We start from the raw sequence: 23,056 nt of genomic DNA, 5'->3' as shown, positions 1-23,056 counted from the left end.
CAGGATGTCCGGCGTGGAGACTCAACGCCGGGAACGGGCCGCACGCTTCGTGGAGTTGCACCGGGAGGGCTGCTTCCTGCTCCCCAACGCCTGGGACGCGGGGAGCGCCCGCGTCCTGGAGTCGGCCGGTTTCCCGGCCGTGGCCACCACCAGCGCGGGCATCGCCTTCTCCCTGGGCCGCGCGGACCACGACTACGGCGGCGGCCGGGTCGACCGCGCGACGATGGTGGACCGGATCCGGGAGATCGCCGCCGAGGTGCGCGTCCCGGTCAGCGCCGACCTGGAGGACGGGTTCGGCGAGGCGCCCGGGACCGTGGCCGAGACGATCGCGATGACGCTCGCGGCGGGAGCGGCGGGCGGCAACATTGAGGACTTCACCGGCGACCGCTCCCGGCCGCTGTACGCCCCGGAGCTCGCGGCCGAGCGGATCCGCGCCGCGCGCGAGGCGGTCGACGCGGCCGGCGAGCCGTTCGTCCTCGTCGGCCGCACCGACGTGCTGCTCACCGGCGGACCGCTCGACGAGGCGGTACGGCGGGCGAACGCGTATCTGGCGGCGGGCGCCGACTGCGCGTTCGTGCCGGGCGCGGCCGACGCCGGGACGATCGGCACCCTGGTCCGGGAGATCGACGGCCCGCTGAACGTGGTGATGGGCCTGACGGGCGGCGCCCTCTCGCTGGCCGACCTCCGCGGACTCGGCGTGCGCCGGGTCACGGTGGGCGGCAGCATCGCCCGCGCGATGTACGCCCGACTGCTCGCCGCGGCCCGGGAGCTGGCGGAGCGGGGGACCTTCTCCTACGCCGACAACCAGATCTCGCAGACGGACCTGAACGCGCTCTTCCACAGATGACGGCCCGTCACCGGCGGGTGGGCCGACGATGTGCCGTCGGGGGATGCGGCGCGTCTCGGCTGGCCGCGCAGTTCCTCCCCCAGCCTTCGGCCGCGGGTACCCCCAGCGCCCATTGCCGGGGCGCTCACGCCCCACTCAGGCGTGCGACTGCTCCCGCTGCCGTCGGTACGCCGCGACGAGGAACACCCAGATCTCGCTGACCGTGGGGAACGGGGCGATCGCGTGCCGGAGGCGTGTGAGGGGGACCTCGCCGACGACCGCGATGGTGGCCGCGTGCAGCAGCTCGCTGACCCCGGACCCGACCGGGCCCGCGCCCAGGACGATCACGTCGTACGTGCTGCTCTCCTCGGACGCGTTCGGCGCCGCCTGAGACGCCGCGCCCGTGTTCGCGTGCGGTTCTGCGTTCGGTTCTGCGTTCGGTTCGCTCGTCGCTGCCTCACCTGAGGATCGGTGCCGGTCCGCACTGTTCCGGGCCGCCGGGGCCCCGAGCCGTACGGGTCATGTAACCGCGGGACGTGTGCGGTCGGTCGCGCCACGGCCATACGGCCGGCGAAGAGCCGCCATGAGCACCGCCTCCGGAAGGGGCGCTTATAGGGGGCATCGGATCCGCCGATGGGGCGAGCGGAATCCCCGGAACGCCGCTGCCGCTATGGACTCCCGTCGCCTCACGGACGAGGTGGCGGGACGATGGATTCGCCCCACTTTCCACACTTTAAGGACCCCTCATGAGTTCTGCTGACCTGACCGGACGTGTGGCCCTGCTGACCGGTGCGACCAGCGGTATCGGCGCCGCGACCGCGGCACTGCTCGCCGAGCGCGGTGCGCACGTCCTGGTCGCGGGGCGCGACGCGGACCGTGGCGAGCGGGTGGTCGGCGCCGTCCGGGAGCGCGGCGGCAAGGCGGACTTCCTGGCGGCCGACCTGAGGGACGCCGACTCGGTACGGCGCCTGGCCCGCGAGGCCACCGCGCTGGGCGGCGGCCGCGTCGACATCCTCGTCAACAACGCCGGCGTCTTCCCGTTCGGGCCGACGGCACAGACGCCCGCCGACCAGGTGGACACCGTCTACGACCTGAACGTGAAGGCGCCGTTCTACCTGGTGGGCGAGCTCGCCCCGGCCATGGCCGAGCGCGGGCAGGGCGCCATCGTCAACGTCAGCACCATGGTCGCCGAGTACGGGCTCGCGGGGATGGCGCTGTACTCGTCGAGCAAGGCGGCGGTCAACCTGCTGACCAAGTCCTGGGCGGCCGAGTTCGGCCCGCAGGGGGTGCGCGTCAACGCCGTGGAGCCCGGCCCCACGCGCACCGAGGGCACGGCCGTCATGGGCGACGACCTGGACGCCCTGGCCGCCCAGGCCCCCGCCGGCAGGCCCGCGGAGGCGCGCGAGATCGCCGAGGCGATCGCCTACCTGGTGAGCGACGCGGCGAGCTTCGTGCAGGGCGCGATCCTTCCGGTCGACGGCGGCCGTACGGCCGTCTGACCCACAGGGGGGATCTGACCCCCAGGGGATGCGCGGGTGCCGACGTTCCTCGCCGGCGCCCGCGCCCGTACTGCTCCCTGCTCCCTACTCCCGCATCGACCGCATCGACCGCACCGACTCCGCCGACCGGTCCAGCGCGGCGACGAAGCGGCCCAGGTCCCGGCGGCGGGAGTCGGCCGGCCACACCACCCAGGTGCGCCGCACCAGCGGCGTTCCGGCCAGTGGTGACCAGGTCACGTGTTCGGGGAGCGGCTGCTGCCAGCCCGGCGGGGCCAGCGCGAAGGCCTGCCCGGAGGCGACCGCGGCCAGTTTCACGTCGGCGATCAGCGCCTGTCCCTCGGGGGGCTCGGGGCCGAGATCCAGGCCGTGGCCGCGCAGCACCGCGGTCAGCTCGTCGTACCAGGCGGGACTGCCGGCGCGCGGGAACCCGACCCACCGCAGGGTCCCGAGCGCGTCGAGCGGGATGCCGTCGGGTCCGGCGAGCTCGGCGGCCTGCGCGGCGGCGACCAGCACGCCGAGCTTCTCCCGCACGACGAGCAGCGCGTCGAACTCCGGCCCTGACGGCCGCTCCCGCAGAAAGCCGACGTCGAGCTCACCGGCCCGCAACGCGGCCAGCTGCTCCGCCGTGGACAGGTGCCGGGCCTGCACCCGCGTCTCCGGATACGCCGCGGCGAGCTCGGCCAGCGCCGGGTCGAGCAGCCCGGACGGCAGCTCCAGGGGTATCCCGATGCGCAGTGCCCCGCCGCCCGGACCGGCGTACCCGGCCATCGCCCGTACCGCCTGGTCGTGCCGGGCGAGCACCGCCCGTGCCTCGCCCAGCAGTGTGGTCCCGGCCTCGGTGGCCTTCACGCCGCTGCTCCCGCGCACCAGCAGCCGCACCCCCAGCTGCCGCTCCAGCCCGCTGATCGTCTGGGACAGCGCGGGCTGGCTCACATGCAGCCGCCGGGCGGCGGCCGACAGCCCGCCCTCCTCCACCACCGCGACGAACGCCCGCAACTCCCGCAACTCCATGCCGACATGCCATCACGGCCACGGACCGGAGTCACGCCGGGCACGGTCGCCACCGCGGCGACCCATCTCTTCCGGAGATAACCCCATCTGTGACTTTCTCCATTAGGCGGGATAGCGGCGGACATCTCGGGCGTTGCTATGTACGACGGTGAATAACGGAAGAAGGGGTATTCACCGAGCGCGATAACCGTCATCGAGGATCGGAGCCGGCCATGTCGCTGACATCGGGTGAACTGTCGTACACCGCGCCCGCGGGTGCGGCGGCGGTGCAGAACGAGAAGGCCGTCGAGTACGCGGGCGGGCGCGGCGCCGACCGTGCCGGCCGGTCGCGCCCCGGCGACCGGTCCGGCGCACTGCGCGCCGCGGTGTTCGGCGTCAACGACGGCCTGGTCTCGAACACGGCCCTGGTGATGGGCTTCGCCGGGTCCGGCGTCCCGGGTTTTGCCGTCCTGTTCGCCGGGCTCGCGGGGCTGCTCGCCGGAGCGTTCTCCATGGCGGCCGGCGAGTACATCTCCATGCGCAGCCAGCGCGAGGCCTACGAGCGGGAGATAGCGGTGGCGGCCCACCAGCTGCGCGCCGATCCGGACGCGGAGGAGGCGAAGCTCGCCCGGCTCTACCGGGCCAAGGGGCTGGACGCGGCCGACGCCCGGCATGTCGCCACGACCATCATGCGGGACCACGACACCGCCCTGGACACCATGGTCCGCGAGGAACTCGGACTGGACCCGGACGAGTTGGGGTCGCCGTGGTCGGCGGCGCTGTCCAGCCTCGCCTCGTTCGCCGTCGGCGCGCTGATGGCCGTGCTGCCCTACCTCTTCCTCTCGGGAGCGGCCGCCCTGCTGCTCGCCGTCGCCCTGGCCGGCAGCGCCCTGTTCGCCGTCGGCGGTGCCATCGGTCTGCTCAACGGCCGGTCGCCGCTGGTCTCCGGGGCCCGCCAGCTCTTCGTGGGCGCCCTCGCCGCCGCGGCCGTCTACGGGATCGGGCACGTGATCGGCGCCAGGGTCACCTGAGCCCGGCCCCCCCCGGACCGGCCGACAGCACACGTCTCACCACGCACGGATCAGACGGATCAGACGGATCAGACACGGATCACAGACGGATCGGACACGGATCACAGACGGAGGAACATCATGCGTGACACTGCACTGGGACGGACCGGGCTGCGGGTCTCCCGCATCGCCTTCGGCACCTGGCAACTCGGCGGGGACTGGGGTGCCTTCGCCGAGGAGGACGCCAGGAAGGCCGTCCGGCGGGCCCGCGAGCTCGGGGTGAACTTCTTCGACACCGCCCAGGGATACGGATTCGGCGCCTCGGAACGGCTGCTGGGTGACGCCCTGCGCACGGAACTGCGCGAGCACCGCGACGAGCTGGTGATCGCCACCAAGGGCGGCCTGCGCGACACCGGCACCGGTGTCGCCCGGGACGCGAGCCCCGCCGCCCTGCGCGCGGGCGTCGACGCCAGCCTGACCGCGCTCGGCGTCGACCGCATCGACCTCTACCAGGTCCACTGGCCCGACCCGAAGGTGCCGCTCGCCGAGACCGCCGGGGCACTGCGGGAACTGGTCGAGGCCGGCAAGATCCGGCACGTGGGCGTCTCCAACTACTCCGCCGAGCAGATGGCCGAGTTCTCCCGCGTCCTGCCGGTGGAGACCCTGCAGCCGCCGTACCACCTCTTCCGCCGGGAGATCGAGGACACCGTCCTGCCGTACACCCGCGGTCACGGCATCGGCGTCCTGGTCTACGGCCCGCTCGCGCACGGCCTGCTGACCGGCACCCTCAGCGAGGAGACCGTCTTCCCGGCCGGCGACTGGCGGGCGAAGAGCGGGGTGTTCCGCGGCGAGACCTACCGGCGCAACCTCGCGGTGGTCCGCGCGCTCCAGGAGTTCGCCGCCTTCCGCGACATGACGGTCAGCCAGCTCGCCATCGCGTGGACGCTGGCCCAGCCGGGAGTGGACGTCGCGATCGTCGGCGCGCGACGCCCCCACCACGTCGAGGACAGCCTCGCCGCGGCGGACCTCTCGCTCGACGAGACCGACCTCAAGGACATCGACGCGATCGTGGCGGAGGCCACCTCGGTGGCCGGCCCGACCCCGGAGAGTGTGTGATGACCCAGCGGACCGGCGCGGGGAGGGAAAGGACGCGGGCGGACAGGACGCGGGTCGCGGTGCTCGGCACGGGTGCCATGGGCGCCCCCATCGCCCGCAGCCTGCTGCGCGCCCGGTTCGACGTGACGGTCTGGAACCGGACCCGGCAGAAGGCCGGGGCGCTGGCCGGCCGGGGTGCGAAGGTGGCAGGCTCCCCGGCCGCGGCGGCCGCGCGGGCGGAGTACCTGATCACCATGCTCACCGACGGGGCCGCCGTGGAGAGCGCCATGACCGGTGCGGACGGCGCCCTGGCCGAGCTCGCCCCGGACGCGGTCTGGATCCAGATGAGCACGGTCGGCGTCGCCGCGACCCTGCGGCTGGCGGAACTCGCGCGAGGGGCCGTCGGCTTCGTCGACGCCCCCGTCTCCGGGAGCTCCGGGCCCGCGGACAGCGGCGAGCTGCTCGTCCTCGCCTCCGGCGATCCCGCACTGCGGCCCCGCGTACAGCCGTTGTTCGACGAGCTGGGCCGCCGCACGCTGTGGTTCGACCGCCCCGGGGACGGCAGCCGCTTCAAGATCGTGCTCAACAACTGGCTCGCGGTCCTGGTCGAGGGCATGGCCGAGACACTCAGCCTGGCCGGCGCCCTCCGGCTGGATCCCGGCCTGGTCCTCGACACCCTCGCCGAGAGCCCGCTGGGCTCCGCCTACGCGACCGCCAAGGGCCGGGCCATGGTCGAACGCGACTTCGCCCCGGGATTCCCGCTGCGGCACGCGGGCAAGGACGCGGCCCTCGCCCTGTCCGCCGCCGACCACCGGGAGCTGGAACTGCCGCTCACCGAGGCGCTGCTGAAGCGCTGGGACGAGGCGATCTCGGCCGGCCACGCCGAGGACGACGTGGCATCGGCCGTCACCGTGGCGGGACACCCGCGACCCTGAGCCCCCGCCCGCGGCCGGCACCGGCGCGTCTACGATGGGGCGCATGGCGTCTGCGGTCGGACACGAACAGGGCGAGCCCGCGCGGACCGCGCCCGTGACGCCGGCCGGCGGTGCGCGTGACCTCGATCCCGAATCGGCGTCCTGGGTGCGGGAACTGTCCTCGACCGGCACGGTCTACGAGACGGCGTGCGCCCGGCTGCACGGCGAACTGCTGCGGATCGCGAAGCGCGAACTGGCGAAGCGGCGCTCCCGGTTCGGCTTCGACGGCCCCGAGACCGACGACCTCGCCCACCAGGCCGCGGCGGACGCCCTCCTGGCCATCACCCGGAAGATCGGTGACTTCCGGGGGGAGAGCCGCTTCACCACCTGGGCCTACCGGTTCGTCGTCCTCGAGGTGTCGGCGAAGACCGGCCGTCACTTCTGGGGCACACGGCGGGTGGAACTCGACGGCGAGGACTGGGAGCGGCTGCCCGACCGGCTCGGGGCCGGTCCCGCGGAGTCGTCCGAGGCGCGTGCCCTGGCCGCCGCAGTGCGCACGGCGGCGGACGAGGTGCTGACCGACCACCAGCGCAGGGTCTTCGTGGCGCTGGTCCTGGACGCCGTGCCGCTGGACGCGCTGGCCCTGGAACTGGGGAGCAGCCGGAACGCCGTCTACAAGACGATGTTCGACGCCCGGCGCAGACTGCGCGACCACCTCGTGGCCCACGGCTACCTGGACGTGATCCCCGGGAGGCGGTCATGACGAACCCGGACCGGCTCTCCGTACGGGCGGCGCTGGAGCGGTTCCTGACCACGGACCCCCAGGACGTGGGCTGTGCGGAGGCCCTGAGTCTGCTCCACGTGTACGCGGACCTGAAGGCGGCCGGAGGCGATCCCGAGCGCCGGTGGCCGGGGGTCGCCGCGCACCTGCGCGCCTGCGGACCCTGCGGCGAGGACTACGAGGGGCTGCTCGCCGCCGTCCTGGAGACCTGACCGGTTCCCGGGCGCGGCGGCGAGCAGCCTGCCGTCAGGAGGCGGCGATGCCCTCGCCGCCGACGGCGTCGGGGACGACGACCGAACCGAGCCGGGTCAGGGAGCCGTCCTGGTTGACGCGGAACTCGTCGACGCCGCCCTCCTTGCCGGTCTGCGCGTACAGGAACCGGCCGTCCGAGGAGACGTCGGCGTCCACCGTCCCGGCGCCGGTCGCGGTGGTGCCGACCGCCGTGAGCGTGCCGTCCGCGCCGACCCGCAGGCCGGACAGGGTGCCGCTGCCCGCGTTGGAGGCGTAGACGTGCCCGCCGTCGCGGACGATCCAGCAGGTCGCCGCCTGGCCGGTCGCCACCTCGGAGACCTTGGTCAGCCGCAGGTCCGCGCGGACCTGGAAGGTGGCGACCGAGTTGGTGCCCGCCTCGGTCACCACCAGCCGCCCGCGGGCGTCGAAGGTGAAGCCGAAGGGCACCGCGCCGGGAGTCGGGGTGACCACGGGACGGGCGGCGATGCCGGACCGGCCCACCGGGAACACGTCTATGGTGTTCGCGCCGGCCTTCGTGGTCACCACCAGCGCGCGGCCGTCCGGGGTGAAGGCCACCTGCCCGGGGGTGTGCGTGAACTGCGGTGTGGCGGCCGGGTCCAGGCCGAGGGAGCGGTGCCAGGCGTCCACCTTCACCAGGGAGCCGCGCACGTTCCGGAAGCCCTGCACCGAACCGCCGCCCAGCGCGTTGAGCACGTACACCAGGTCGCCGTGGACGGCCACGCCGACCGGGAAGTCGCCTCCCGACGGGACGACCTGACGGCGCACCAGCCGGTCGCCGTGGACCACGAACACGGTGACCGTGCCGCTGCCGGCGTTCACTGCGTAGAGCAGGCCGTGCGCCCTGTCGTACGTCAGCGACCCCTGTGAGGCGAGGTGGTCGACCGCCGACCCGTCGAGGACACCGCCGAGCCCACCGGTCCGGTACACGCCGCTCTGGCGCAGCTCTCCGTCCGCGGAACGGCTGTAGGCCACCACGGCGTTGCCGTTCACCCCGTCCGTCTGGACGAACACGGCACCGTGGGCACCGCCGGAGTAGGCCGACGCGGCTTGGGTGCTCAGCGCGAGAGACGCTGCGGCGGCCACGGTCACGGCGACCGCGGCGGCGGTCTTCGACTTCTTGCCCATCGTCATTTCCCTTGTGCTCCTGTTGACGTGGCGGCACAGCGGCCGCCGGCGGTGACGTGGGACCCGGTTCGGTCTCACACCGGATCTGCGTCGCCGGCGGCGAGGTCCTTTCCTCGCCAGGAGGTCACGAAAGATCTCCGTAAGGACTCGGCGGGTCCAGGGGAGTCCGGCACAGACCGCAGCCGAGTAAGGAACCCTGGGTTTGTTTTGCTGTCGCTGTTGAGGGCGGACGGAGGCTCGATGACGGAGGTCGCAGGCACACCGCGCAGGCCGGCGCTGACGCTTGGCCGGGTGCGGCTGGGGGCGGGCGGACCACTGGTCGGGGTGCGGGTGGCGGACGGCAGGGTCACCCATGTGGTCCCGGACCCGGGGGCCGCGCCGCCCGCCGGGCCGGTCGCGGGCGAGCGGGTCCTCGACCTGGACGGGCGCGTCCTGCTGCCCGGCCTGTGGGACGCCCATGTCCACCTCGCCGAGTGGGCGAGCGCGCGCCGTCGGCTCGACCTCTCCGGCACCGCCTCCGCGCGCGAGGTGGCCGACCGGGTGCGCGCGCACGGCCGTACGGCGCCAGGCGCGGGAACGGTCCTGTTCGGGTACGGCTTCCGGGACGGCCTCTGGCCCGACGCCCCGGACAAGGGGCTTCTCGACGCGGCCCTGCCGGACCGGCCGGTCGCCCTGGTCAGCGCAGACCTGCACGCCGTGTGGCTGAACTCCGCCTGCCTGGCGCTGGCCGGCCGCGCCGGCCACCCGACCGGACTGATCCGGGAGGCGGAGGGCCACGAGGTCCTCTCGGCCCTGCCCGACGTGCCGGCCGCGACACTCGACGCCTGGATCGCCGACGCCTGCCGGGCCGCCGCCGCCCGCGGGGTCACCGGGGTCATCGACTTCCAGTACGGCGACACCGTGGGCGCCTGGGAGCGGCGCTCGGCACAGGCCCCGCCCGCCGTACGGGTGTCCGCCGCCGTCTACCCGAGCCACCTGGACGCGGCCGTCGCGCGCGGGCTGCACACCGGCTCCGAGATCGGCGCGTCCGGCGGCCTGGTGCGGGTCGGCCCGCTCAAGCTCTTCACGGACGGCTCGCTCAACACCCGTACCGCGCTGTGCCGGGACCCCTACCCGGGTCTCGAGAACACCGAGGGCTCGCACGGCATCGAGCAGACGGCGCCGGACGAACTGGTACGGCTCATGCGCCGGTCCGCCGCCCACGGCATCGAACCGGCCGTGCACGCCATCGGCGACCGGGCCAACACCGTCGCCCTGGACGCCTTCGAGGCGGTGCGCTGCCGCGGCCGGATCGAGCATGCGCAGCTGCTGAGCCCCGAGGACCTGCCGCGTTTCGCCGGGTTGGGGGTCACGGCAGGGGTGCAGCCGCGGCACGCGACGGACGACCGCGACGTGGCGGACCGGTACTGGGCCGGACGCACCGCACGCGCCTTCGCCTACGCCGGCCTGCTGGCCGCCGGGGCGCGGCTGGAGTTCGGCTCCGACGCCCCCGTCTCGCCGCTGGACCCCTGGCTCGCCGTCGCGTCGGCCGTCACCCGGACCGACGACGACCGGGCCGCCTGGCACCCGGAGCAGCGCCTGCCGCTGCCCGACGCGCTGGCCGCGGCGGCCCGCGGACGCCGGCTCATCAGGGTCGGGGACCCCGCGGACCTGGTGGTCGTGGACGTGGATCCGCTGACGGCGGCCCCGGACACGCTGCGCGCGATGCCGGTGCACGCCACGATGACGGCCGGCCGCTGGACCCACGGGCCGTACTGACGGGGCCCGCCTTCGAGGGGCTCGGACAGATTCCGTGGCCAGGACGGGAGACCGTACCGTCCGGGCCACGGGAGTGCGGGGGCGACCGGGGTGCGGGGCGGCGGTCAGGCCGCGCCGGTTCCCCTGGTCCCCCCAGCCACTTTCTGACGGAGTCGGCCCGCAGGGGCCTCTGGGTCAGGCCCTGAGCGGGTCCGGCGAAGTCCGCTGCGGTTGAACGGCGCCCCGAGGGGGCGCGGGGAACTGTGCGACCGGCCACGACGGTGCCGCACCCGCACCCGACTCACGGCATTTCTTCCCGCCGTCCCCGCCGTCCCCGCCGTCCCCGCCGTCCCCGCCGTCCCCGCTGTCCCCGTCGTCCAGGCGGACGGCCGTCGGCCGAGAGAGCAGGCGTCGCCGTGCCTCCGGGAGGGAGCCGTGCCCGAACCGGACGTCCCAGTAGCTGCCTCGCCAGGTGAGGAGGACCGTGTCCAGGGGCGGCACGGACAGATGCCAGAACGTTCTCGCCGGCATGGCCAGAGCGCGGATGAGCACGGCTCGGACGACGGCCGCCTCGGTGACCGCCACCGTGTGGCCCGAGCCGCGCGCCACGCTGTTCAGCCAGTCCGCCGACCGGCGGCACAGCCCGCGTACGGATTCTCCGCCGTGGGGCGCGGCATCCGGGTCCGTGAGCCAGGCGCTGAACCCGTCGGGGTCGGCCGCGGCGACCTCACGGACGGTACGGCCGCGCCAGGCGCCCACGTCGAGATCGCGGAGCATGGGTTCGGGTGCCGCCGTCAGGCCGATGGCGTCGGCGGTCTGCGAGCAACGGGTCGAGGGCGTCCGGACAGCCTGCCCATGGAGAGAGAGCACTGCTCTCGCGGCGTCTGCCAGGCGCAGGTCGCGCTCGCCCAGGGGGGCGTCGCCGAGCAGTGGGTCCAGAGTGGCGTCACCGCCAGGCGCGGAGAGAAGCGTCAGGTGGATCGACATGGGACCGGCCTCCTTCTTGGGCCACGCGGTGCCTCACGTGCTCCAGAGTCGGCGCAGGCCCCCCGGCCGGACCATCCGCCAGGTGGCCGGAACCACCCCGCCGACTGGCCGGCCTGCCCCACACGACCTGCCCACAGCCCGGCCGAACCGGTACGGTCACCGGCCACCGGTCACCGGTTCCGTTCGACGGGCAGTTCGAGGCGGAGCTCGTAGCCCCCTTGGGCCGTGGGACCGGACGTGACCGTGCCGCCCAGCAGCTCCGCGCGCTGGGCCAGGCCGACCAGACCGTTCTGGGCGCTCGGCAGGGCGACGGCGGGCCGGGTGGGGGCGGTGTTGGCCACGGTGGCGCACAGGATGCCGTCCCGGTGCCTGACGCGGACGGTCGCCGCGGCACCGGGGGCGTGCTTGCGGACGTTGGTCAGCGCCTCCTGGACGGTGCGGTAGACGGCGCGCTGCACCGTGGGCGGAAGCTCTTCCGGCAGGTCGGTCTCCAGCTTCGCCTCGATGCCGCTGGCCTCGACCAGGTGGTCCAGGTCGGCGAGCGAAGGCTGCGGGGTGAGCTCCGTCGGCCTGCTGCCGGAGGCCCGCAGCACCCCGACCATGTGCCGCAGCTCCTCCAGGGTCTGCACGCTCAGCCGGCGGATCGTGGCCGCGGCCTGCCTCGTCTCGGCGTCCCGGCCGCTCACCTGGAGCGCTCCGGCCTGTACGGCGATGAGGCTGACCTGGTGGGAGACCACGTCGTGCATCTCCCGGGCAAGCTGGGCGCGCTCCTTCGCCAGCACGCTCTGGGCGGTCAGCAGCCGCTCCTGCTCACGGGCCTCGGAGATGTCGGCGAGCCGCAGCGACAGTTCGCGCCGGGCCTGGACCAGCTGGCCGAGGAAGACGGGAGCGGCAGCGGTGGCCAGCGTGTAGCTGAGATGGAACAGGTTGTTCGTCTGGGACAGCTCGGTGGCGTCCAGGGACGACCACGGCCAGGGCAGGAAGTCGATGATCGCGTAGGCCAGCGCGCAGCCGCCCAGCAGGGACCGGTGGCGGTTGAGGGAGGAGAGCGTGTACAGCGCGGCCATGGGGGCGACCACCGCGTCGGTGACCAGGGCGGTGGGGAGCGTGAGGACGAAGGTCGTCAGGGGCAGCCGGTGCCGCAGCAGCAGGGCGACGGCACCGAGCAACGCGCAGTAGGCCGGCGGCTGGTCCTGGATCCCGACGTGTGCCCAGCCGTCCGCCAGCGCGATCGCGACGAAGCCGATGTCGAGGAGCACGCCCGGCGGCTGCCGGGAGCTCACCGGACGCCCTCGTCCTGCGAGGGGGTGAGCAGGCCCGCGCGCTCGGCGATGAGGGCCGCCTGGACACGGCTGCCCACCCGCAGTTTGCCGAGCACGTTGGTGACATGGCCCTTGATGGTGCCGGTGCTCAGGTGCAGCCGTTCGCCGATCTCGGTGTTGGCGAGTCCTTCGGCCATGAGGACGAGCACGGCACGTTCCCGCTCGGTGAGCCGGGCGGTGAGCCGGACCGCGGCGGGCTCGCGCACGCTGTTGTCGAGGTAGCCGCCCACCACCAGGCGGGTGACCTTGGACGACAGTACGGTCCCGCCCTCGGCCAGGGTGCGCACCAGATGGGGCAGCTGCTCGGGGTCGGTGTCCTTGAGCAGGAACCCGGCGGCGCCCGAGCGCAGCGCGGTCGCCACGTATTCGTCGGTGTCGAACGTGGTGAGCATGGCGACCACCGGGGCCTCGGGCATGCGGCGGAGCTCGGCCAGGATCGTGAGCCCGTCCACGTCCGGCATCCGGATGTCGAGCAGGACGACGTCGGGCCGCAGCTCCCGCACCGTGTGCAGGGCCTGGCCGCCCGCCACCGCCGCGACGACCTCGATGTCGTCCGCCGCGTCCAGAATGTGCGTGAAACCCGTGCGGATCAGGGCTTCGTCATCGACCACCAGTACCCGGATCACGTGCGCTCCGCTCGTCGCATGTCCGGTCGATGCGTACCCCGTGGGCACCTTCCTGCCGGCGGCCGGCACGGAGAACCCGCCGGTTGGCCGCGCGACCTCAGCCGGTCGGCGGGGCGCCCGCCGCCGCGGCGGTGAGCCCACCGCCTCGGCGCAGCAGCTCGCCACACCGCGTCCGCGGCCCGCCCGTGGCGCAACCAGGACCTGCGCACGCGCCTGACTACCCTGAGCGACGGGAGACCACACAGCCCAGGACAGATCGGGAGACCATGGCCCTCGACCTAGACATCGACCGCATCCGCGAGCTCGTCGGCGAAGGCGTCCGCGACAAGGTCTACCCCGGCGCCGTCTGGGCCGTCGGCGACCGCTCGAACATGGTCATCGGCACCCCGGGCGTCCTCGATCCCGACCGGCCCGACGAACCGATGCGGCACGACACCGTCTTCGACGTCGGCGCCCTCACGCAGGTCCTCGCGGTGTGGTCGGCCATCGGAATCCTCGTCGAGGACGGCACGCTGCGGCTCGACGAGGAACTGGGCGACTTCTGGTCCGCGCTGCGCGGCCGCCCCCTGGCCCGGGTGACCGCCCGCCACCTGCTCACCCACACCGCCGGCGTTCCGCTCGGCGCCGACCAGCACCTGGACACCGGCGACGGCGTATTCCACGACGCGCTACGCCGTCCGCCCGGGGAGGCCGTGGAGTACACCGACCGCGCCGCCCTCGTCCTCGGGCGCCTCGCCGAAGAGCTCTCCGGCCGGCGCCTCGACGTCCTCGCGGCCACCCGCGTGTGGCAGCCCCTCGACATGACACGCACCTGCTACGGCCCCCTGCCCGGCGAAGCGGCCGCCCGCTGCGCGCCGACCGAGCTGGACGACGCCACGGGCTCCCGCCTGCGAGGCACCGCCCACGGCGCACCGGCACACCCACTGGGCGGGGTGTTCTCCGTACTGCCCGACCTCGCGGCCTTCCTCCGCCACCTGCTCCAGCCGGGACACGGCGGCGGACAACCCGGCTTCGGCCCCGCCTGGGTCCAGGAGTCGCTGCGCATCCACACCGGCGACCTCACACCCCCCGGCGGCCTGTTCTGGCACCCGGTCCCGGAAACCGACGACATCTGGATGCCCCACGGCTCCCCGGGAGCAGGCGCGTGGCTCTCCCCGCAGCAGGGCCGCTGGGCCGTCCTGCTGACCAACGAGCTCTACTTCACGAGGGACCCCGCCCCCCTCGGCCACATCCGCGACACCTTCCCCATCCTCGCCTTCGCCTGACGGCGCTGCCACACCGGAAGGGCCGGGGCAGCGGTCTCCGGGGACCGCCTACCCTTGACCCATGACCAGCAGCAGCGACCGGAGCCCGGTAGTGGACGTTCAGGCACCCAGGACCTACGAAGTGCGCACTTACGGGTGCCAGATGAACGTCCACGACTCCGAGCGATTGTCCGGGCTGCTGGAGGACGCCGGGTACGTGCGCGCCCCCGAGGGGGCGGACGGGGACGCCGACGTGGTCGTGTTCAACACCTGCGCGGTCCGGGAGAACGCCGACAACCGGCTCTACGGCAACCTCGGCCGGCTCGCGCCGAGGAAGGCGTCCCGTCCCGGCATGCAGATCGCGGTCGGCGGGTGCCTGGCGCAGAAGGACCGCGACACCATCGTGAAGAAGGCGCCCTGGGTCGACGTCGTCTTCGGTACGCACAACATCGGCAAGCTGCCGGTCCTGCTGGAGCGCGCCCGGGTCCAGGAAGAGGCCCAGGTGGAGATCGCGGAGTCGCTGGAGGCGTTCCCCTCCACCCTGCCGACCCGCCGCGAGAGCGCCTACGCGGCGTGGGTGTCGATCTCCGTCGGCTGCAACAACACCTGCACCTTCTGCATCGTCCCGGCCCTGCGCGGCAAGGAGAAGGACCGGCGCACCGGCGACATCCTCGCCGAGATCGAGGCCCTGGTCGCCGAGGGCGTCTCCGAGATCACCCTGCTCGGCCAGAACGTCAACGCCTACGGCTCCGACATCGGCGACCGCGAGGCCTTCAGCAAGCTGCTGCGGGCCTGCGGGACCATCGACGGCCTGGAGCGGGTGCGGTTCACGTCCCCGCACCCCCGTGACTTCACCGACGACGTGATCGCGGCCATGGCCGAGACCCCGAACGTGATGCCGCAGCTGCACATGCCGATGCAGTCCGGCTCGGACACCGTCCTTAAGGCGATGCGCCGCTCGTACCGGCAGGAGCGCTACCTCGGGATCATCGAGAAGGTGCGGGCCGCGATCCCGCACGCGGCGATCACCACCGACATCATCGTGGGCTTCCCCGGCGAGACCGAGGAGGACTTCGAGCAGACGATGCACGCCGTGCGCGAGGCCCGCTTCACGCAGGCCTTCACCTTCCAGTACTCCAAGCGGCCCGGCACCCCCGCCGCGACCATGGAGAACCAGATCCCCAAGGAGGTCGTCCAGGCGCGCTACGAGCGTCTCGTCGCCCTCCAGGAGGAGATCTCCTGGGACGAGAACAAGAAGCAGGTCGGCCGCACGCTCGACCTGATGGTCGCCGAGGGCGAGGGCCGCAAGGACGGCGCCACCCACCGCCTCTCCGGCCGTGCCCCGGACAACCGCCTGGTCCACTTCACCAAGCCCGACCAGGACGTCCGCCCCGGCGACGTCGTCACGGTCGAGATCACCTACGCCGCGCCGCACCACCTCCTCGCCGAGGGCCCGGTGCTCGGCGTACGGCGCACCCGCGCCGGCGACGCCTGGGAGAAGCGCAACGCGGCCGAGGCGGCCAAGCCGGCGGGCGTGCTGCTGGGGCTGCCCAAGATCGGCGTGCCCGAGCCGCTGCCGGCGGCGACCGGGGGCTGCGCGGCGCACTGATCACCCGCCATACTCCTCTCGTCGATCGGGAGCGGGGGGAGCATGGCGCGCTGGGTGGTTGTCGTGCAGTTCGGGACCGGGGAGCACTACAGGGTCGACGAGGTCACCCGCTTCGAGAGCACCCCGGAGCAGGCCCGGGCCACCCTCTACGAGGTCGCCTGCACCCACCTGCCCCGCCCGGGCCTGCGCCAGCAGCGCCGCGAGGTGTTCCGGATGGGGGACGAGGACGCGTACTACGTGCACATCAACGGCTGGATGTCCACGTGGCGGGTGTTCTACCGGCTGGCGGAACTGGCGTGGAGCAGCGGTCCCGCGCCGGTGTACCGGCAGTAGGCTGCCGATCATGCTTGTCGCAGCAGCGATCTGTCCCTGCCCGCCCGTCCTCGTCCCCGAGGTCGCCGCGGGAGCCGCGCCCGAGCTGGACGCCACGCGTGCCGCCTGCGCCGACGCGCTCGGGGTGCTCGCCGCCGCCCGCCCCGACCTGCTGGTCGTGGTGGGGCCCGCCGGACAGCCGGGGCGGGGCCCGTTCCCGCAGGGCAGCAAGGGCACGTTCCGGGGCTTCGGGGCCGAGGTCGACGTACGGCTGGGCGGCGGTCCGGAGGCGGTCGGCGGGCGCGAGCTGCCGCCCTCGCTGGCCGTCGGCGCCTGGCTCCTGGAGCGTACCGGCTGGGCCGACGCCCCCATCGAGGGGCTCGCAGTCGGCGAGCCGCTGGAGGCCGAGCGGTGTGTCCAGGCCGGCCGGGAGATCGCCGGCCGGGCCGCCCGCGTGGCGATGCTGGTCATGGGCGACGCCAGCGCCTGCCGCACCCTCAAGGCGCCGGGCTACCTCGACGAACGGGCGGCCCCCTTCGACGCCGAGGCAGCCCGGGCGCTGGGTGCGGCCGACATCGAGGCGATCAAGGCCCTGGACGCCGACCTGGCGTACCAGCTCAAGGCCGCCGGCCGCGCCCCCTGGCAGGTCCTCGCCGGTGCGGCCGAGGACGCGGACCTCGCCGGAGCGCTCCTCTACGACGACGCGCCGTACGGCGTCTGCTACCTCGTGGCGACCTGGTCCTGAACGCGCTGACCGCCAGCCGGAACGGCGGACGGCCGGGAGTCGGGTGACTCACGGCCGTCCGCCGATCTTCTCCGGGACCCGCCCGGCTCAGGAAGCCGGCGGCGGCCCCTCCGGCCCGGTCGGGCCGGTGGAGCCGGGCGTCGTACCGCCCATGGCGTCCGGGTGCACGAACCGGTCCATGGCGCCCTTGGCCCTGCCCGTACCCGTCTGGATCTTGTCGCTGTACTTGCCCTTGGTCTTCTCGTCGACGACCCGCGCGGCCTTGTCGATGCCGTGCTGGAGCTTGTCGACCTTGTCCTCGTGCTGTTGCGCGAAGTGAGAGGCCTTGTCCTTGGCCGGGGCGAGCTTGGCCTTCAAATTGTCCAAAAGACCCATGGTTACCTTCCCTATGGCTTCCCCTCGCGGACCGTTATGTCCGGGCGCCCTCGCCGGCCTCGTTGTCGGCGGCCTCCTTGGCGGACTGCTGCTTGGGGATCTCGGTGTTGTCGGCGGCGGCCCCGGCACGCTCCGGGTCCGTCCGCGCGTCCGTGTCCCGGCCGTCGTCCTCGCCGGAACCCTTCGGCGCAGCCTCGGCCTCGGCCGCCTCCTCCGTGGCGTTCTCCGGCCCGGGCCCCTCGGGCTCGGCACCGGCCGACGCGCTGACCTCCGGCTCTTCCGGGGTCCTCGGCTCTTCCGACGCCTTCTGCTTCTTCCCAAAGAACCGTGCAAAAACGCCCATATCCACTCCATACGTTACTCGTGCGAGCGAAATCCCGCGTGACCCCGGTGCGTCCGATTGCGCCGGACCGGTCGCGACCTCTCGGCGGCGGTGGCGGGAACCTCGCAACGGGCAACGAAGCCGGACACGCTCCGTCACGTAACTCGTTCGAGACCCGCCTCCGAGGTTTGCGAGACTGGTGCGGTGAGCAGCGCACCCCTCGCCCCCCGTGTCATCGCCGTCGTCGGCCCCACCGCGGCCGGAAAGTCCGACCTCGGCGTCTTCCTGGCCCAGCGGCTCGGCGGCGAGGTCGTCAACGCCGACTCCATGCAGCTGTACCGGGGGATGGACATCGGCACCGCCAAGCTGACGCCCGGGGAGCGCGCCGGCGTCCCGCACCACCTGCTCGACATCTGGGACGTGACCGTCACCGCCTCCGTCGCCGAGTACCAGCGGCTCGCCCGCGCCCGTATCGACGCCCTGCTCGCCGAGGGCCGCTGGCCGATCCTGGTCGGCGGCAGCGGGCTGTACGTCCGCGGCGCCGTCGACAACCTGGAGTTCCCCGGCACCGACCCCCAGGTCAGGGCCCGCCTGGAGGACGAGCTCGCCCTGCGCGGTTCCGGCGCCCTGCACGCCCGGCTGTCCGCCGCCGACCCGGAGGCGGGCCGCGCGATCCTGCCCAGCAACGGCCGTCGTATCGTCCGCGCACTGGAGGTGATCGAGATCACCGGGCGCCCCTTCACCGCCAACCTGCCCGGCCACGACTCGGTCTACGACACCGTCCAGATCGGCGTCGACGTGGCCCGTCCCGAACTCGACGAGCGCATCGCGCTGCGCGTCGACCGGATGTGGGAGGCGGGACTCGTGGCCGAGGTGCGCGCACTGGAGGCGCACGGGCTGCGCGAGGGACGCACGGCCTCGCGCGCCCTCGGCTACCAGCAGGTCCTGGCGGCGCTCGCCGGCGAGTGCACCGAAGCGGAAGCCCGGGCGGAGACCGTCCGTGCCACCAAGCGCTTCGCGCGCCGCCAGGATTCATGGTTCAGGCGCGACCCCCGGGTGCACTGGCTGAGTGGGGCCGCAGCGGACCGCGAAGAACTTCCCCGGCAGGCCCTGGCGTTGGTCGAACGACCGGTCACAGCCTGATCACGTCATGGCATCGGGATGCGCCACCGGTCATCGGGGCCTCCGGCGCCGTGCCATCATCGAGCTTCGATCGCAAGTGGAGTCCTAGGTTGGGAGGGCGCGTGGCGATGGAGGCCGGCCCTCGCGACACCGCACACGACACCGAGCACGTCGCCGTCGAGGCCCTTGAACCGGGTGTCGACGACGAGGGTGAGGGGCGACTCTCGCCGGACGGTCCGGACGACACGGTGGGCGGCGGTGTCACCGCCGACGGCCCCGAGCCGGAGGAGATGTTCGCGAGCGGCCCCGAGGTCGAGGTCGAGCTCCGCCCGCAGCGGCGCCTGCGCCTGTGGCAGCTGGCCCCGATCGTCGGCCTGGCCGCGGTCGGCTCCCTGATGTTCGCCTTCCCGCTGGCCTTCGACTTCGGCGACAGCGGCGCGGTGATCGCCATGCTGGGTCTGCTGATCTGCTCCTGCGCGGCCGGCTGGGGAATGATGGCCGCGAGGAAGGTCGGTTACACCTGGCCCGGCCTCCCGGCACGGGGCTCGGGCCGCAGGCCCGACTGGCGCGTGGTGCTCGGATACGTGGCCCTGGTCGCGATCGTGGTCGTCCTGGCGGTATGGCGCGTGGCACGCCTGCGCTGACGTAACCCTGCGCCGGCGTACGCCTGCGCCGACGTACGCCTCCGCCCGAAACGCCCCGCACTGGAGCGCCCCGAAAGGGGCGCGGGGAACTGCGCGACCAGCCCCACCGGCCCCGCACCCGAACCACCTCCGAACCACCCCTCCCCCCTCCCTTACCCTCGAAGAATGAGCATCCCCTTCCTCAAGGGCCACGGCACCGAGAACGACTTCGTGATCGTCCCGGACCCCGACAACGCCCTGGACCTCACCCCGGCCGCCGTGACCGCCCTGTGCGACCGCCGGTCAGGCATCGGCGCCGACGGCGTGCTGCACGTCGTACGGTCCGCCGCGCACCCCGAGGCCAAGGGGATGGCCGCCGACGCCGAGTGGTTCATGGACTACCGCAACGGCGACGGCTCGATCGCCGAGATGTGCGGCAACGGCGTCCGCGTCTTCGCCCGCTACCTCCAGCACGCCGGCCACGTCACGGAGGGCGACCTCACCGTCGCCACCCGCGGCGGCATCAAGACCGTGCACATCGCGAAGGACGGAGACGTCACCGTCGGCATGGGCAGCGCCCGCCTCCCCGAGGGCGACGTGACCGTGAGCGTCGGCGACCGCACCTGGCCCGCGCGGAACGTGAACATGGGCAACCCGCACGCCGTCGCCTTCGTCGAGGACCTCGCCGACGCGGGCGACCTCTACACCCCGCCCCCCTTCAGCCCCCCGTCGGCCTACCCCGAAGGGGTCAACGTCGAGTTCGTCGCCGACCGCGGTCCCCGCCACGTCGCGATGCGCGTGCACGAGCGCGGCTCCGGTGAGACCCGCTCCTGCGGCACCGGCGCCTGCGCCGTCGCCGTGGCCGCCGCCCGCCGCGACGGCGCCGACCCCTCGGTCACCGGAACCCCGGCGACGTACACCGTGGACGTGCCCGGCGGACGGCTCGTCATCACCGAGCGCCCCGACGGCGAGATCGAGATGACGGGCCCCGCAGTGATTGTCGCCACGGGCGAGATCGACACCGAGTGGCTGGAAAACGCCGTCCGCTGAGCCGGCCGCCCGTCGGGAACCGAGGTCAGAGCCGTCCTCCAACACCTGGATCCACGGCCTGCGTTGCCGCTCCTGGCGAGAAACGTCGGCCACCCCCCGAACAGGTGGCGCAAAATCGTAAACCTCGAAATCGTCGCTCGATTGGGTGATCCGTTTCACGCTCGGCGGGAGCCGGTCAATCGGGGGTGATGGGCTCGATAGCATCAAGCACCGGCACGGACGGGGGCACGTCGCCAATCCCTGAGCCTCGTATGCCCTGGGGCCCCGTCCACCGGTCCACGAGCCGGAGGTGCCCATGAGTGCGGAGGCCACGAACCCTGCGACGCCCGGTCCCGCAGCGCCCGCGGCGGCGGTCCGCAGGAAGGCCCGCCCCCGGATCGACCTGCGCCGGCTCGGCCGGGCCGCGCTGCTCGGCAACGCCGCCCGCGGCAGACTCCCCGACGCCATCGGCCACGTCGCCGAGGCGCACCGCGCCCACTACCCCGACGCCGACCTCGAACCCCTGCGCCGCGCCTATGTGCTGGCCGAGTCCTCGCACCGCGGCCAGATGCGCAAGAGCGGCGAGCCGTACATCACCCACCCCCTCGCGGTCACCCTCATCCTCGCCGAACTCGGTGCCGAGACCACGACCCTGACGGCCTCTCTGCTCCACGACACCGTCGAGGACACCGACGTGACGCTCGATCAGGTGCGGGAACAGTTCGGCGAGGAGGTCCGTTACCTGGTCGACGGGGTGACGAAGCTCGAGAAGGTCGACTACGGGGCCGCCGCCGAACCCGAGACGTTCCGGAAGATGCTCGTCGCCACCGGCAGCGACGTGCGGGTGATGTCGATCAAGCTCGCCGACCGTCTGCACAACATGCGCACCCTCGGCGTGATGCGCCGCGAGAAACAGGAGCGCATCGCCAAGGTCACCCGTGACGTCCTCATCCCGCTCGCCGAACGGCTCGGCGTGCAGGCGCTCAAGACCGAGCTGGAGGACCTGGTCTTCGCCATCCTGCACCCCGAGGAGTACGAGCACACGCGGGAGCTCATCGCCGAGAACGCGGCCCGCACCGACGACCCCCTCGCGGGCATCGCCGAGGAGGTGCGCGGGGTCCTGCGCGACGCCGACATCCCTGCCGAAGTCCTCATCCGGCCCCGGCACTTCGTCTCAGTCCACCGGGTCAGCCGCAAACGCGGCGAACTGCGCGGCGCCGACTTCGGCCGACTCCTGGTGCTGGTCAACGAGGACGCGGACTGTTACGCCGTACTCGGCGAACTGCACACCTGTATGACCCCGGTGGTCTCGGAGTTCAAGGACTTCATCGCGGTACCGAAGTTCAACCTGTACCAGTCGCTCCACACGGCGGTCGCCCGCGCCGACGGACAGGTCGCCGAAGTCCTCATCCGCACCCACCAGATGCACAAGGTCGCCGAGGCCGGCGTCGTCGCCCTCGGCAACCCCTACGCCCCGGCCGCCGACGCCCCCGCGGCCGGGACCGCTGCCGAGACCGCCGGCGCGGCCGCCCCGGCCGACGGCGAGCGCGCCGACCCCACCCGGCCCGGCTGGCTCTCCCGCCTCCTCGACTGGCAGAAGGCGGCCCCGGACACCGACACCTTCTGGTCCACCCTGCGCGAGGACCTCGCCCAGGACCGCGAGATCACCGTCTTCCGCCCCGACGGCGGCACCCTCGGCCTCCCCGAGGGCGCCACCTGCGTCGACGCCGCCTACGCCCAGTACGGCGAGGACGCGCACGCCTGCATCGGCGCCCGCGTCAACGGCCGCCTCGCGACCCTCAGCACCGTCCTCACGGACGGCGACACCGTCCAGCTCCTGATGGGCCAGGACCCGGCCTCCGAGCCCTCCCGGGAGTGGCTGGAGCACGCCCACACCCCGGCGGCCCGGATCGCCATCCAGCGCTGGCTCGCCGCCCACCCGGACAGCACCGAGGAACCGCCGGCCCCCGCCCCCAGCCGCCCCGTACCCGACTTCCCCGCCTCGGGCACCGCCCCCCGGACCGCCAGTGCCGTGGTCACCGACCGCCCGGACGCGACCGTACGGCTCGCCGGCTGCTGCACCCCGGTACCGCCCGACGAGGTCACCGGCTTCGCCGTGCGCGGGGGAGTGGTCACCGTGCACCGCGTGGAGTGCGCCTCGGTGGCGCACATGAAGAGCACCGGGCGCCCCGAGACGGCCGTGAGCTGGGGCGACAGCAACGGCTGCCGGGTCACCCTGGTCGCCGAATCGTTCGGCCGGCCCCATCTGCTCGCCGACCTCACCGAGGCGATGGCCCAGGAGGGCGCCGAGATCGTCTCGGCGACCGTGGAACCTCCCAGCCAGCAGCGCGTCCGGCACACGTACACCGTGGAGCTCCCCGACGCGGCCCACCTGCCCGCCCTGATGCGCGCGATGCGCAACGTGCCCGGCGTGTACGACGTCGGCCGAGCGCAACACCAGTGACCTACTCGTTCGAGTGGATCGGTCGCGCGTCGGCGCCGTGAGCGCGG

General features: G+C 73.5%; 24 protein-coding genes. 16 read left to right on the top strand and 8 right to left on the bottom strand.

Features of this window, described 5'->3' with window-relative positions:
• Nucleotides 1-4 precede the first annotated feature (4 nt).
• On the top strand, nt 5-847 hold the full coding sequence (locus tag ACFY0K_RS40600; protein ID WP_390644082.1) for an isocitrate lyase/phosphoenolpyruvate mutase family protein: 843 nt from the start codon (nt 5-7) through the stop codon (nt 845-847).
• A gap of 135 nt (nt 848-982) precedes the next feature.
• Here the strand turns inward: ACFY0K_RS40600 and ACFY0K_RS40595 are convergent, their stop codons facing one another.
• Nucleotides 983-1,174: a hypothetical protein gene (locus ACFY0K_RS40595; RefSeq protein WP_390644081.1), complete on the bottom strand. Its 192-nt coding sequence runs from the start codon at nt 1,172-1,174 to the stop codon at nt 983-985.
• Between the two features lie 398 nt (nt 1,175-1,572).
• Between ACFY0K_RS40595 and ACFY0K_RS40590 the strand changes: the two genes are divergently transcribed.
• Nucleotides 1,573-2,325 (top strand): SDR family NAD(P)-dependent oxidoreductase, encoded by a 753-nt coding sequence (locus ACFY0K_RS40590; protein ID WP_390644080.1) that lies wholly within the window; start codon nt 1,573-1,575, stop codon nt 2,323-2,325.
• Nucleotides 2,326-2,409: 84 nt separating this feature from the next.
• Here ACFY0K_RS40590 and ACFY0K_RS40585 read toward each other — a convergent pair whose 3' ends face one another.
• On the bottom strand, nt 2,410-3,336 hold the full coding sequence (locus ACFY0K_RS40585) for a LysR substrate-binding domain-containing protein (protein WP_390644079.1): 927 nt from the start codon (nt 3,334-3,336) through the stop codon (nt 2,410-2,412).
• Nucleotides 3,337-3,548: 212 nt separating this feature from the next.
• On the opposite strand from ACFY0K_RS40585, the gene ACFY0K_RS40580 reads away from it, so the two are divergent.
• The 5 genes from ACFY0K_RS40580 (at nt 3,549) to ACFY0K_RS40560 (ending at nt 7,327) form a co-directional block, all read left to right on the top strand.
• Nucleotides 3,549-4,346 carry a VIT1/CCC1 transporter family protein gene (locus ACFY0K_RS40580; protein WP_390644078.1) on the top strand — a complete coding sequence of 266 codons (798 nt, stop codon included), beginning with the start codon at nt 3,549-3,551 and terminating at the stop codon, nt 4,344-4,346.
• A gap of 120 nt (nt 4,347-4,466) precedes the next feature.
• Nucleotides 4,467-5,441, top strand: a complete 975-nt coding sequence (locus ACFY0K_RS40575; protein ID WP_390644077.1) for an aldo/keto reductase — start codon at nt 4,467-4,469, stop codon at nt 5,439-5,441.
• Nucleotides 5,441-6,355 (top strand): NAD(P)-dependent oxidoreductase, encoded by a 915-nt coding sequence (locus ACFY0K_RS40570; RefSeq protein ID WP_390644076.1) that lies wholly within the window; start codon nt 5,441-5,443, stop codon nt 6,353-6,355. Before ACFY0K_RS40575 ends, ACFY0K_RS40570 begins: the two co-directional genes overlap by 1 nt.
• A gap of 43 nt (nt 6,356-6,398) precedes the next feature.
• Nucleotides 6,399-7,097, top strand: coding sequence for an RNA polymerase sigma factor (locus ACFY0K_RS40565; RefSeq protein ID WP_390644075.1), 699 nt, complete (start codon nt 6,399-6,401; stop codon nt 7,095-7,097).
• Nucleotides 7,094-7,327, top strand: coding sequence for a hypothetical protein (locus ACFY0K_RS40560; RefSeq protein WP_352366872.1), 234 nt, complete (start codon nt 7,094-7,096; stop codon nt 7,325-7,327). Before ACFY0K_RS40565 ends, ACFY0K_RS40560 begins: the two co-directional genes overlap by 4 nt.
• Nucleotides 7,328-7,361: 34 nt before the next feature.
• On the opposite strand, the gene ACFY0K_RS40555 is transcribed toward ACFY0K_RS40560, so the two are convergent.
• A complete protein-coding gene (locus ACFY0K_RS40555; RefSeq protein WP_390644074.1) occupies nt 7,362-8,498 on the bottom strand; it encodes a lactonase family protein in 1,137 nt (378 codons plus the stop codon).
• A 234-nt stretch (nt 8,499-8,732) separates the two neighbouring features.
• Between ACFY0K_RS40555 and ACFY0K_RS40550 the strand changes: the two genes are divergently transcribed.
• Nucleotides 8,733-10,250: an amidohydrolase gene (locus ACFY0K_RS40550; protein WP_390644073.1), complete on the top strand. Its 1,518-nt coding sequence runs from the start codon at nt 8,733-8,735 to the stop codon at nt 10,248-10,250.
• Nucleotides 10,251-10,424: 174 nt separating this feature from the next.
• Here the strand turns inward: ACFY0K_RS40550 and ACFY0K_RS40545 are convergent, their stop codons facing one another.
• The 3 genes from ACFY0K_RS40545 to ACFY0K_RS40535 form a co-directional block, all read right to left on the bottom strand.
• Nucleotides 10,425-11,216, bottom strand: coding sequence for a histidine phosphatase family protein (locus tag ACFY0K_RS40545; RefSeq protein ID WP_390644072.1), 792 nt, complete (start codon nt 11,214-11,216; stop codon nt 10,425-10,427).
• Nucleotides 11,217-11,386: 170 nt separating this feature from the next.
• Nucleotides 11,387-12,499 (bottom strand): sensor histidine kinase, encoded by a 1,113-nt coding sequence (locus ACFY0K_RS40540; protein WP_390644071.1) that lies wholly within the window; start codon nt 12,497-12,499, stop codon nt 11,387-11,389.
• Complete coding sequence (locus tag ACFY0K_RS40535; RefSeq protein WP_382734087.1) at nt 12,496-13,164, bottom strand: response regulator; 669 nt, start codon at nt 13,162-13,164, stop codon at nt 12,496-12,498. Before ACFY0K_RS40535 ends, ACFY0K_RS40540 begins: the two co-directional genes overlap by 4 nt.
• A 266-nt stretch (nt 13,165-13,430) precedes the next feature.
• Here ACFY0K_RS40535 and ACFY0K_RS40530 point away from each other — a divergent pair, with 266 nt between their 5' ends.
• The 4 genes from ACFY0K_RS40530 to ACFY0K_RS40515 all read left to right on the top strand — a co-directional run bounded on the left by ACFY0K_RS40530 (nt 13,431) and on the right by ACFY0K_RS40515 (nt 17,074).
• Nucleotides 13,431-14,429 carry a serine hydrolase domain-containing protein gene (locus ACFY0K_RS40530; protein ID WP_390644070.1) on the top strand — a complete coding sequence of 333 codons (999 nt, stop codon included), beginning with the start codon at nt 13,431-13,433 and terminating at the stop codon, nt 14,427-14,429.
• A 61-nt stretch (nt 14,430-14,490) separates the two neighbouring features.
• On the top strand, nt 14,491-16,017 hold the full coding sequence (gene miaB, locus ACFY0K_RS40525; RefSeq protein WP_390644069.1) for a tRNA (N6-isopentenyl adenosine(37)-C2)-methylthiotransferase MiaB: 1,527 nt from the start codon (nt 14,491-14,493) through the stop codon (nt 16,015-16,017).
• 42 nt (nt 16,018-16,059) lie between these two features.
• Nucleotides 16,060-16,350, top strand: a complete 291-nt coding sequence (locus ACFY0K_RS40520) for a hypothetical protein (protein ID WP_390644068.1) — start codon at nt 16,060-16,062, stop codon at nt 16,348-16,350.
• A 10-nt stretch (nt 16,351-16,360) separates the two neighbouring features.
• On the top strand, nt 16,361-17,074 hold the full coding sequence (locus tag ACFY0K_RS40515) for a class III extradiol dioxygenase subunit B-like domain-containing protein (RefSeq protein ID WP_390644067.1): 714 nt from the start codon (nt 16,361-16,363) through the stop codon (nt 17,072-17,074).
• An 87-nt stretch (nt 17,075-17,161) separates the two neighbouring features.
• Here ACFY0K_RS40515 and ACFY0K_RS40510 read toward each other — a convergent pair whose 3' ends face one another.
• Together ACFY0K_RS40510 and ACFY0K_RS40505 are read right to left on the bottom strand one after the other, a co-directional pair.
• A complete protein-coding gene (locus ACFY0K_RS40510) occupies nt 17,162-17,449 on the bottom strand; it encodes an antitoxin (protein WP_390644066.1) in 288 nt (95 codons plus the stop codon).
• Nucleotides 17,450-17,483: 34 nt separating this feature from the next.
• Nucleotides 17,484-17,792, bottom strand: coding sequence for a hypothetical protein (locus tag ACFY0K_RS40505; RefSeq protein ID WP_390644065.1), 309 nt, complete (start codon nt 17,790-17,792; stop codon nt 17,484-17,486).
• Nucleotides 17,793-17,975: 183 nt separating this feature from the next.
• Here ACFY0K_RS40505 and miaA point away from each other — a divergent pair, with 183 nt between their 5' ends.
• The 4 genes from miaA to ACFY0K_RS40485 all read left to right on the top strand — a co-directional run bounded on the left by miaA (nt 17,976) and on the right by ACFY0K_RS40485 (nt 23,009).
• On the top strand, nt 17,976-18,914 hold the full coding sequence (gene miaA / locus ACFY0K_RS40500; protein ID WP_390644064.1) for a tRNA (adenosine(37)-N6)-dimethylallyltransferase MiaA: 939 nt from the start codon (nt 17,976-17,978) through the stop codon (nt 18,912-18,914).
• Between the two features lie 107 nt (nt 18,915-19,021).
• Nucleotides 19,022-19,537: a hypothetical protein gene (locus ACFY0K_RS40495; RefSeq protein ID WP_390644121.1), complete on the top strand. Its 516-nt coding sequence runs from the start codon at nt 19,022-19,024 to the stop codon at nt 19,535-19,537.
• Nucleotides 19,538-19,702: 165 nt separating this feature from the next.
• Nucleotides 19,703-20,566: a diaminopimelate epimerase gene (gene dapF, locus ACFY0K_RS40490; protein ID WP_390644063.1), complete on the top strand. Its 864-nt coding sequence runs from the start codon at nt 19,703-19,705 to the stop codon at nt 20,564-20,566.
• 295 nt (nt 20,567-20,861) lie between these two features.
• A complete protein-coding gene (locus tag ACFY0K_RS40485) occupies nt 20,862-23,009 on the top strand; it encodes a RelA/SpoT family protein (protein ID WP_390644062.1) in 2,148 nt (715 codons plus the stop codon).
• Nucleotides 23,010-23,056: the final 47 nt, after the last annotated feature.

Origin of the sequence: Streptomyces sp. NPDC001507 (assembly GCF_042894765.1) — a bacterium.
Lineage (GTDB): Bacteria > Actinomycetota > Actinomycetes > Streptomycetales > Streptomycetaceae > Streptomyces.
The sequence above is the reverse complement of the archived record's forward strand: the minus strand, read 5'-3'. Positions and strand labels throughout refer to the sequence as shown.

Excerpts from the sequence above, each read along its gene's own strand:
- ACFY0K_RS40565 (WP_390644075.1), top strand. The coding sequence starts at position 6,399 with ATGGCGTCTGCGGTCGGACACGAACAGGGCGAGCCCGCGCGGACCGCG.
- dapF (WP_390644063.1), top strand. The coding sequence starts at position 19,703 with ATGAGCATCCCCTTCCTCAAGGGCCACGGCACCGAGAACGACTTCGTG.
- ACFY0K_RS40600 (WP_390644082.1), top strand. The coding sequence starts at position 5 with ATGTCCGGCGTGGAGACTCAACGCCGGGAACGGGCCGCACGCTTCGTG.
- ACFY0K_RS40485 (WP_390644062.1), top strand. The coding sequence starts at position 20,862 with ATGAGTGCGGAGGCCACGAACCCTGCGACGCCCGGTCCCGCAGCGCCC.
- ACFY0K_RS40585 (WP_390644079.1), bottom strand. The coding sequence starts at position 3,336 with ATGGAGTTGCGGGAGTTGCGGGCGTTCGTCGCGGTGGTGGAGGAGGGC.
- ACFY0K_RS40580 (WP_390644078.1), top strand. The coding sequence starts at position 3,549 with ATGTCGCTGACATCGGGTGAACTGTCGTACACCGCGCCCGCGGGTGCG.
- ACFY0K_RS40495 (WP_390644121.1), top strand. The coding sequence starts at position 19,022 with ATGGAGGCCGGCCCTCGCGACACCGCACACGACACCGAGCACGTCGCC.
- ACFY0K_RS40590 (WP_390644080.1), top strand. The coding sequence starts at position 1,573 with ATGAGTTCTGCTGACCTGACCGGACGTGTGGCCCTGCTGACCGGTGCG.
- ACFY0K_RS40550 (WP_390644073.1), top strand. The coding sequence starts at position 8,733 with ATGACGGAGGTCGCAGGCACACCGCGCAGGCCGGCGCTGACGCTTGGC.
- ACFY0K_RS40555 (WP_390644074.1), bottom strand. The coding sequence starts at position 8,498 with ATGACGATGGGCAAGAAGTCGAAGACCGCCGCCGCGGTCGCCGTGACC.
- ACFY0K_RS40515 (WP_390644067.1), top strand. The coding sequence starts at position 16,361 with ATGCTTGTCGCAGCAGCGATCTGTCCCTGCCCGCCCGTCCTCGTCCCC.
- ACFY0K_RS40575 (WP_390644077.1), top strand. The coding sequence starts at position 4,467 with ATGCGTGACACTGCACTGGGACGGACCGGGCTGCGGGTCTCCCGCATC.
- ACFY0K_RS40510 (WP_390644066.1), bottom strand. The coding sequence starts at position 17,449 with ATGGGTCTTTTGGACAATTTGAAGGCCAAGCTCGCCCCGGCCAAGGAC.
- ACFY0K_RS40560 (WP_352366872.1), top strand. The coding sequence starts at position 7,094 with ATGACGAACCCGGACCGGCTCTCCGTACGGGCGGCGCTGGAGCGGTTC.
- ACFY0K_RS40530 (WP_390644070.1), top strand. The coding sequence starts at position 13,431 with ATGGCCCTCGACCTAGACATCGACCGCATCCGCGAGCTCGTCGGCGAA.
- ACFY0K_RS40570 (WP_390644076.1), top strand. The coding sequence starts at position 5,441 with ATGACCCAGCGGACCGGCGCGGGGAGGGAAAGGACGCGGGCGGACAGG.
- ACFY0K_RS40545 (WP_390644072.1), bottom strand. The coding sequence starts at position 11,216 with ATGTCGATCCACCTGACGCTTCTCTCCGCGCCTGGCGGTGACGCCACT.
- ACFY0K_RS40520 (WP_390644068.1), top strand. The coding sequence starts at position 16,060 with ATGGCGCGCTGGGTGGTTGTCGTGCAGTTCGGGACCGGGGAGCACTAC.
- miaB (WP_390644069.1), top strand. The coding sequence starts at position 14,491 with ATGACCAGCAGCAGCGACCGGAGCCCGGTAGTGGACGTTCAGGCACCC.
- ACFY0K_RS40505 (WP_390644065.1), bottom strand. The coding sequence starts at position 17,792 with ATGGGCGTTTTTGCACGGTTCTTTGGGAAGAAGCAGAAGGCGTCGGAA.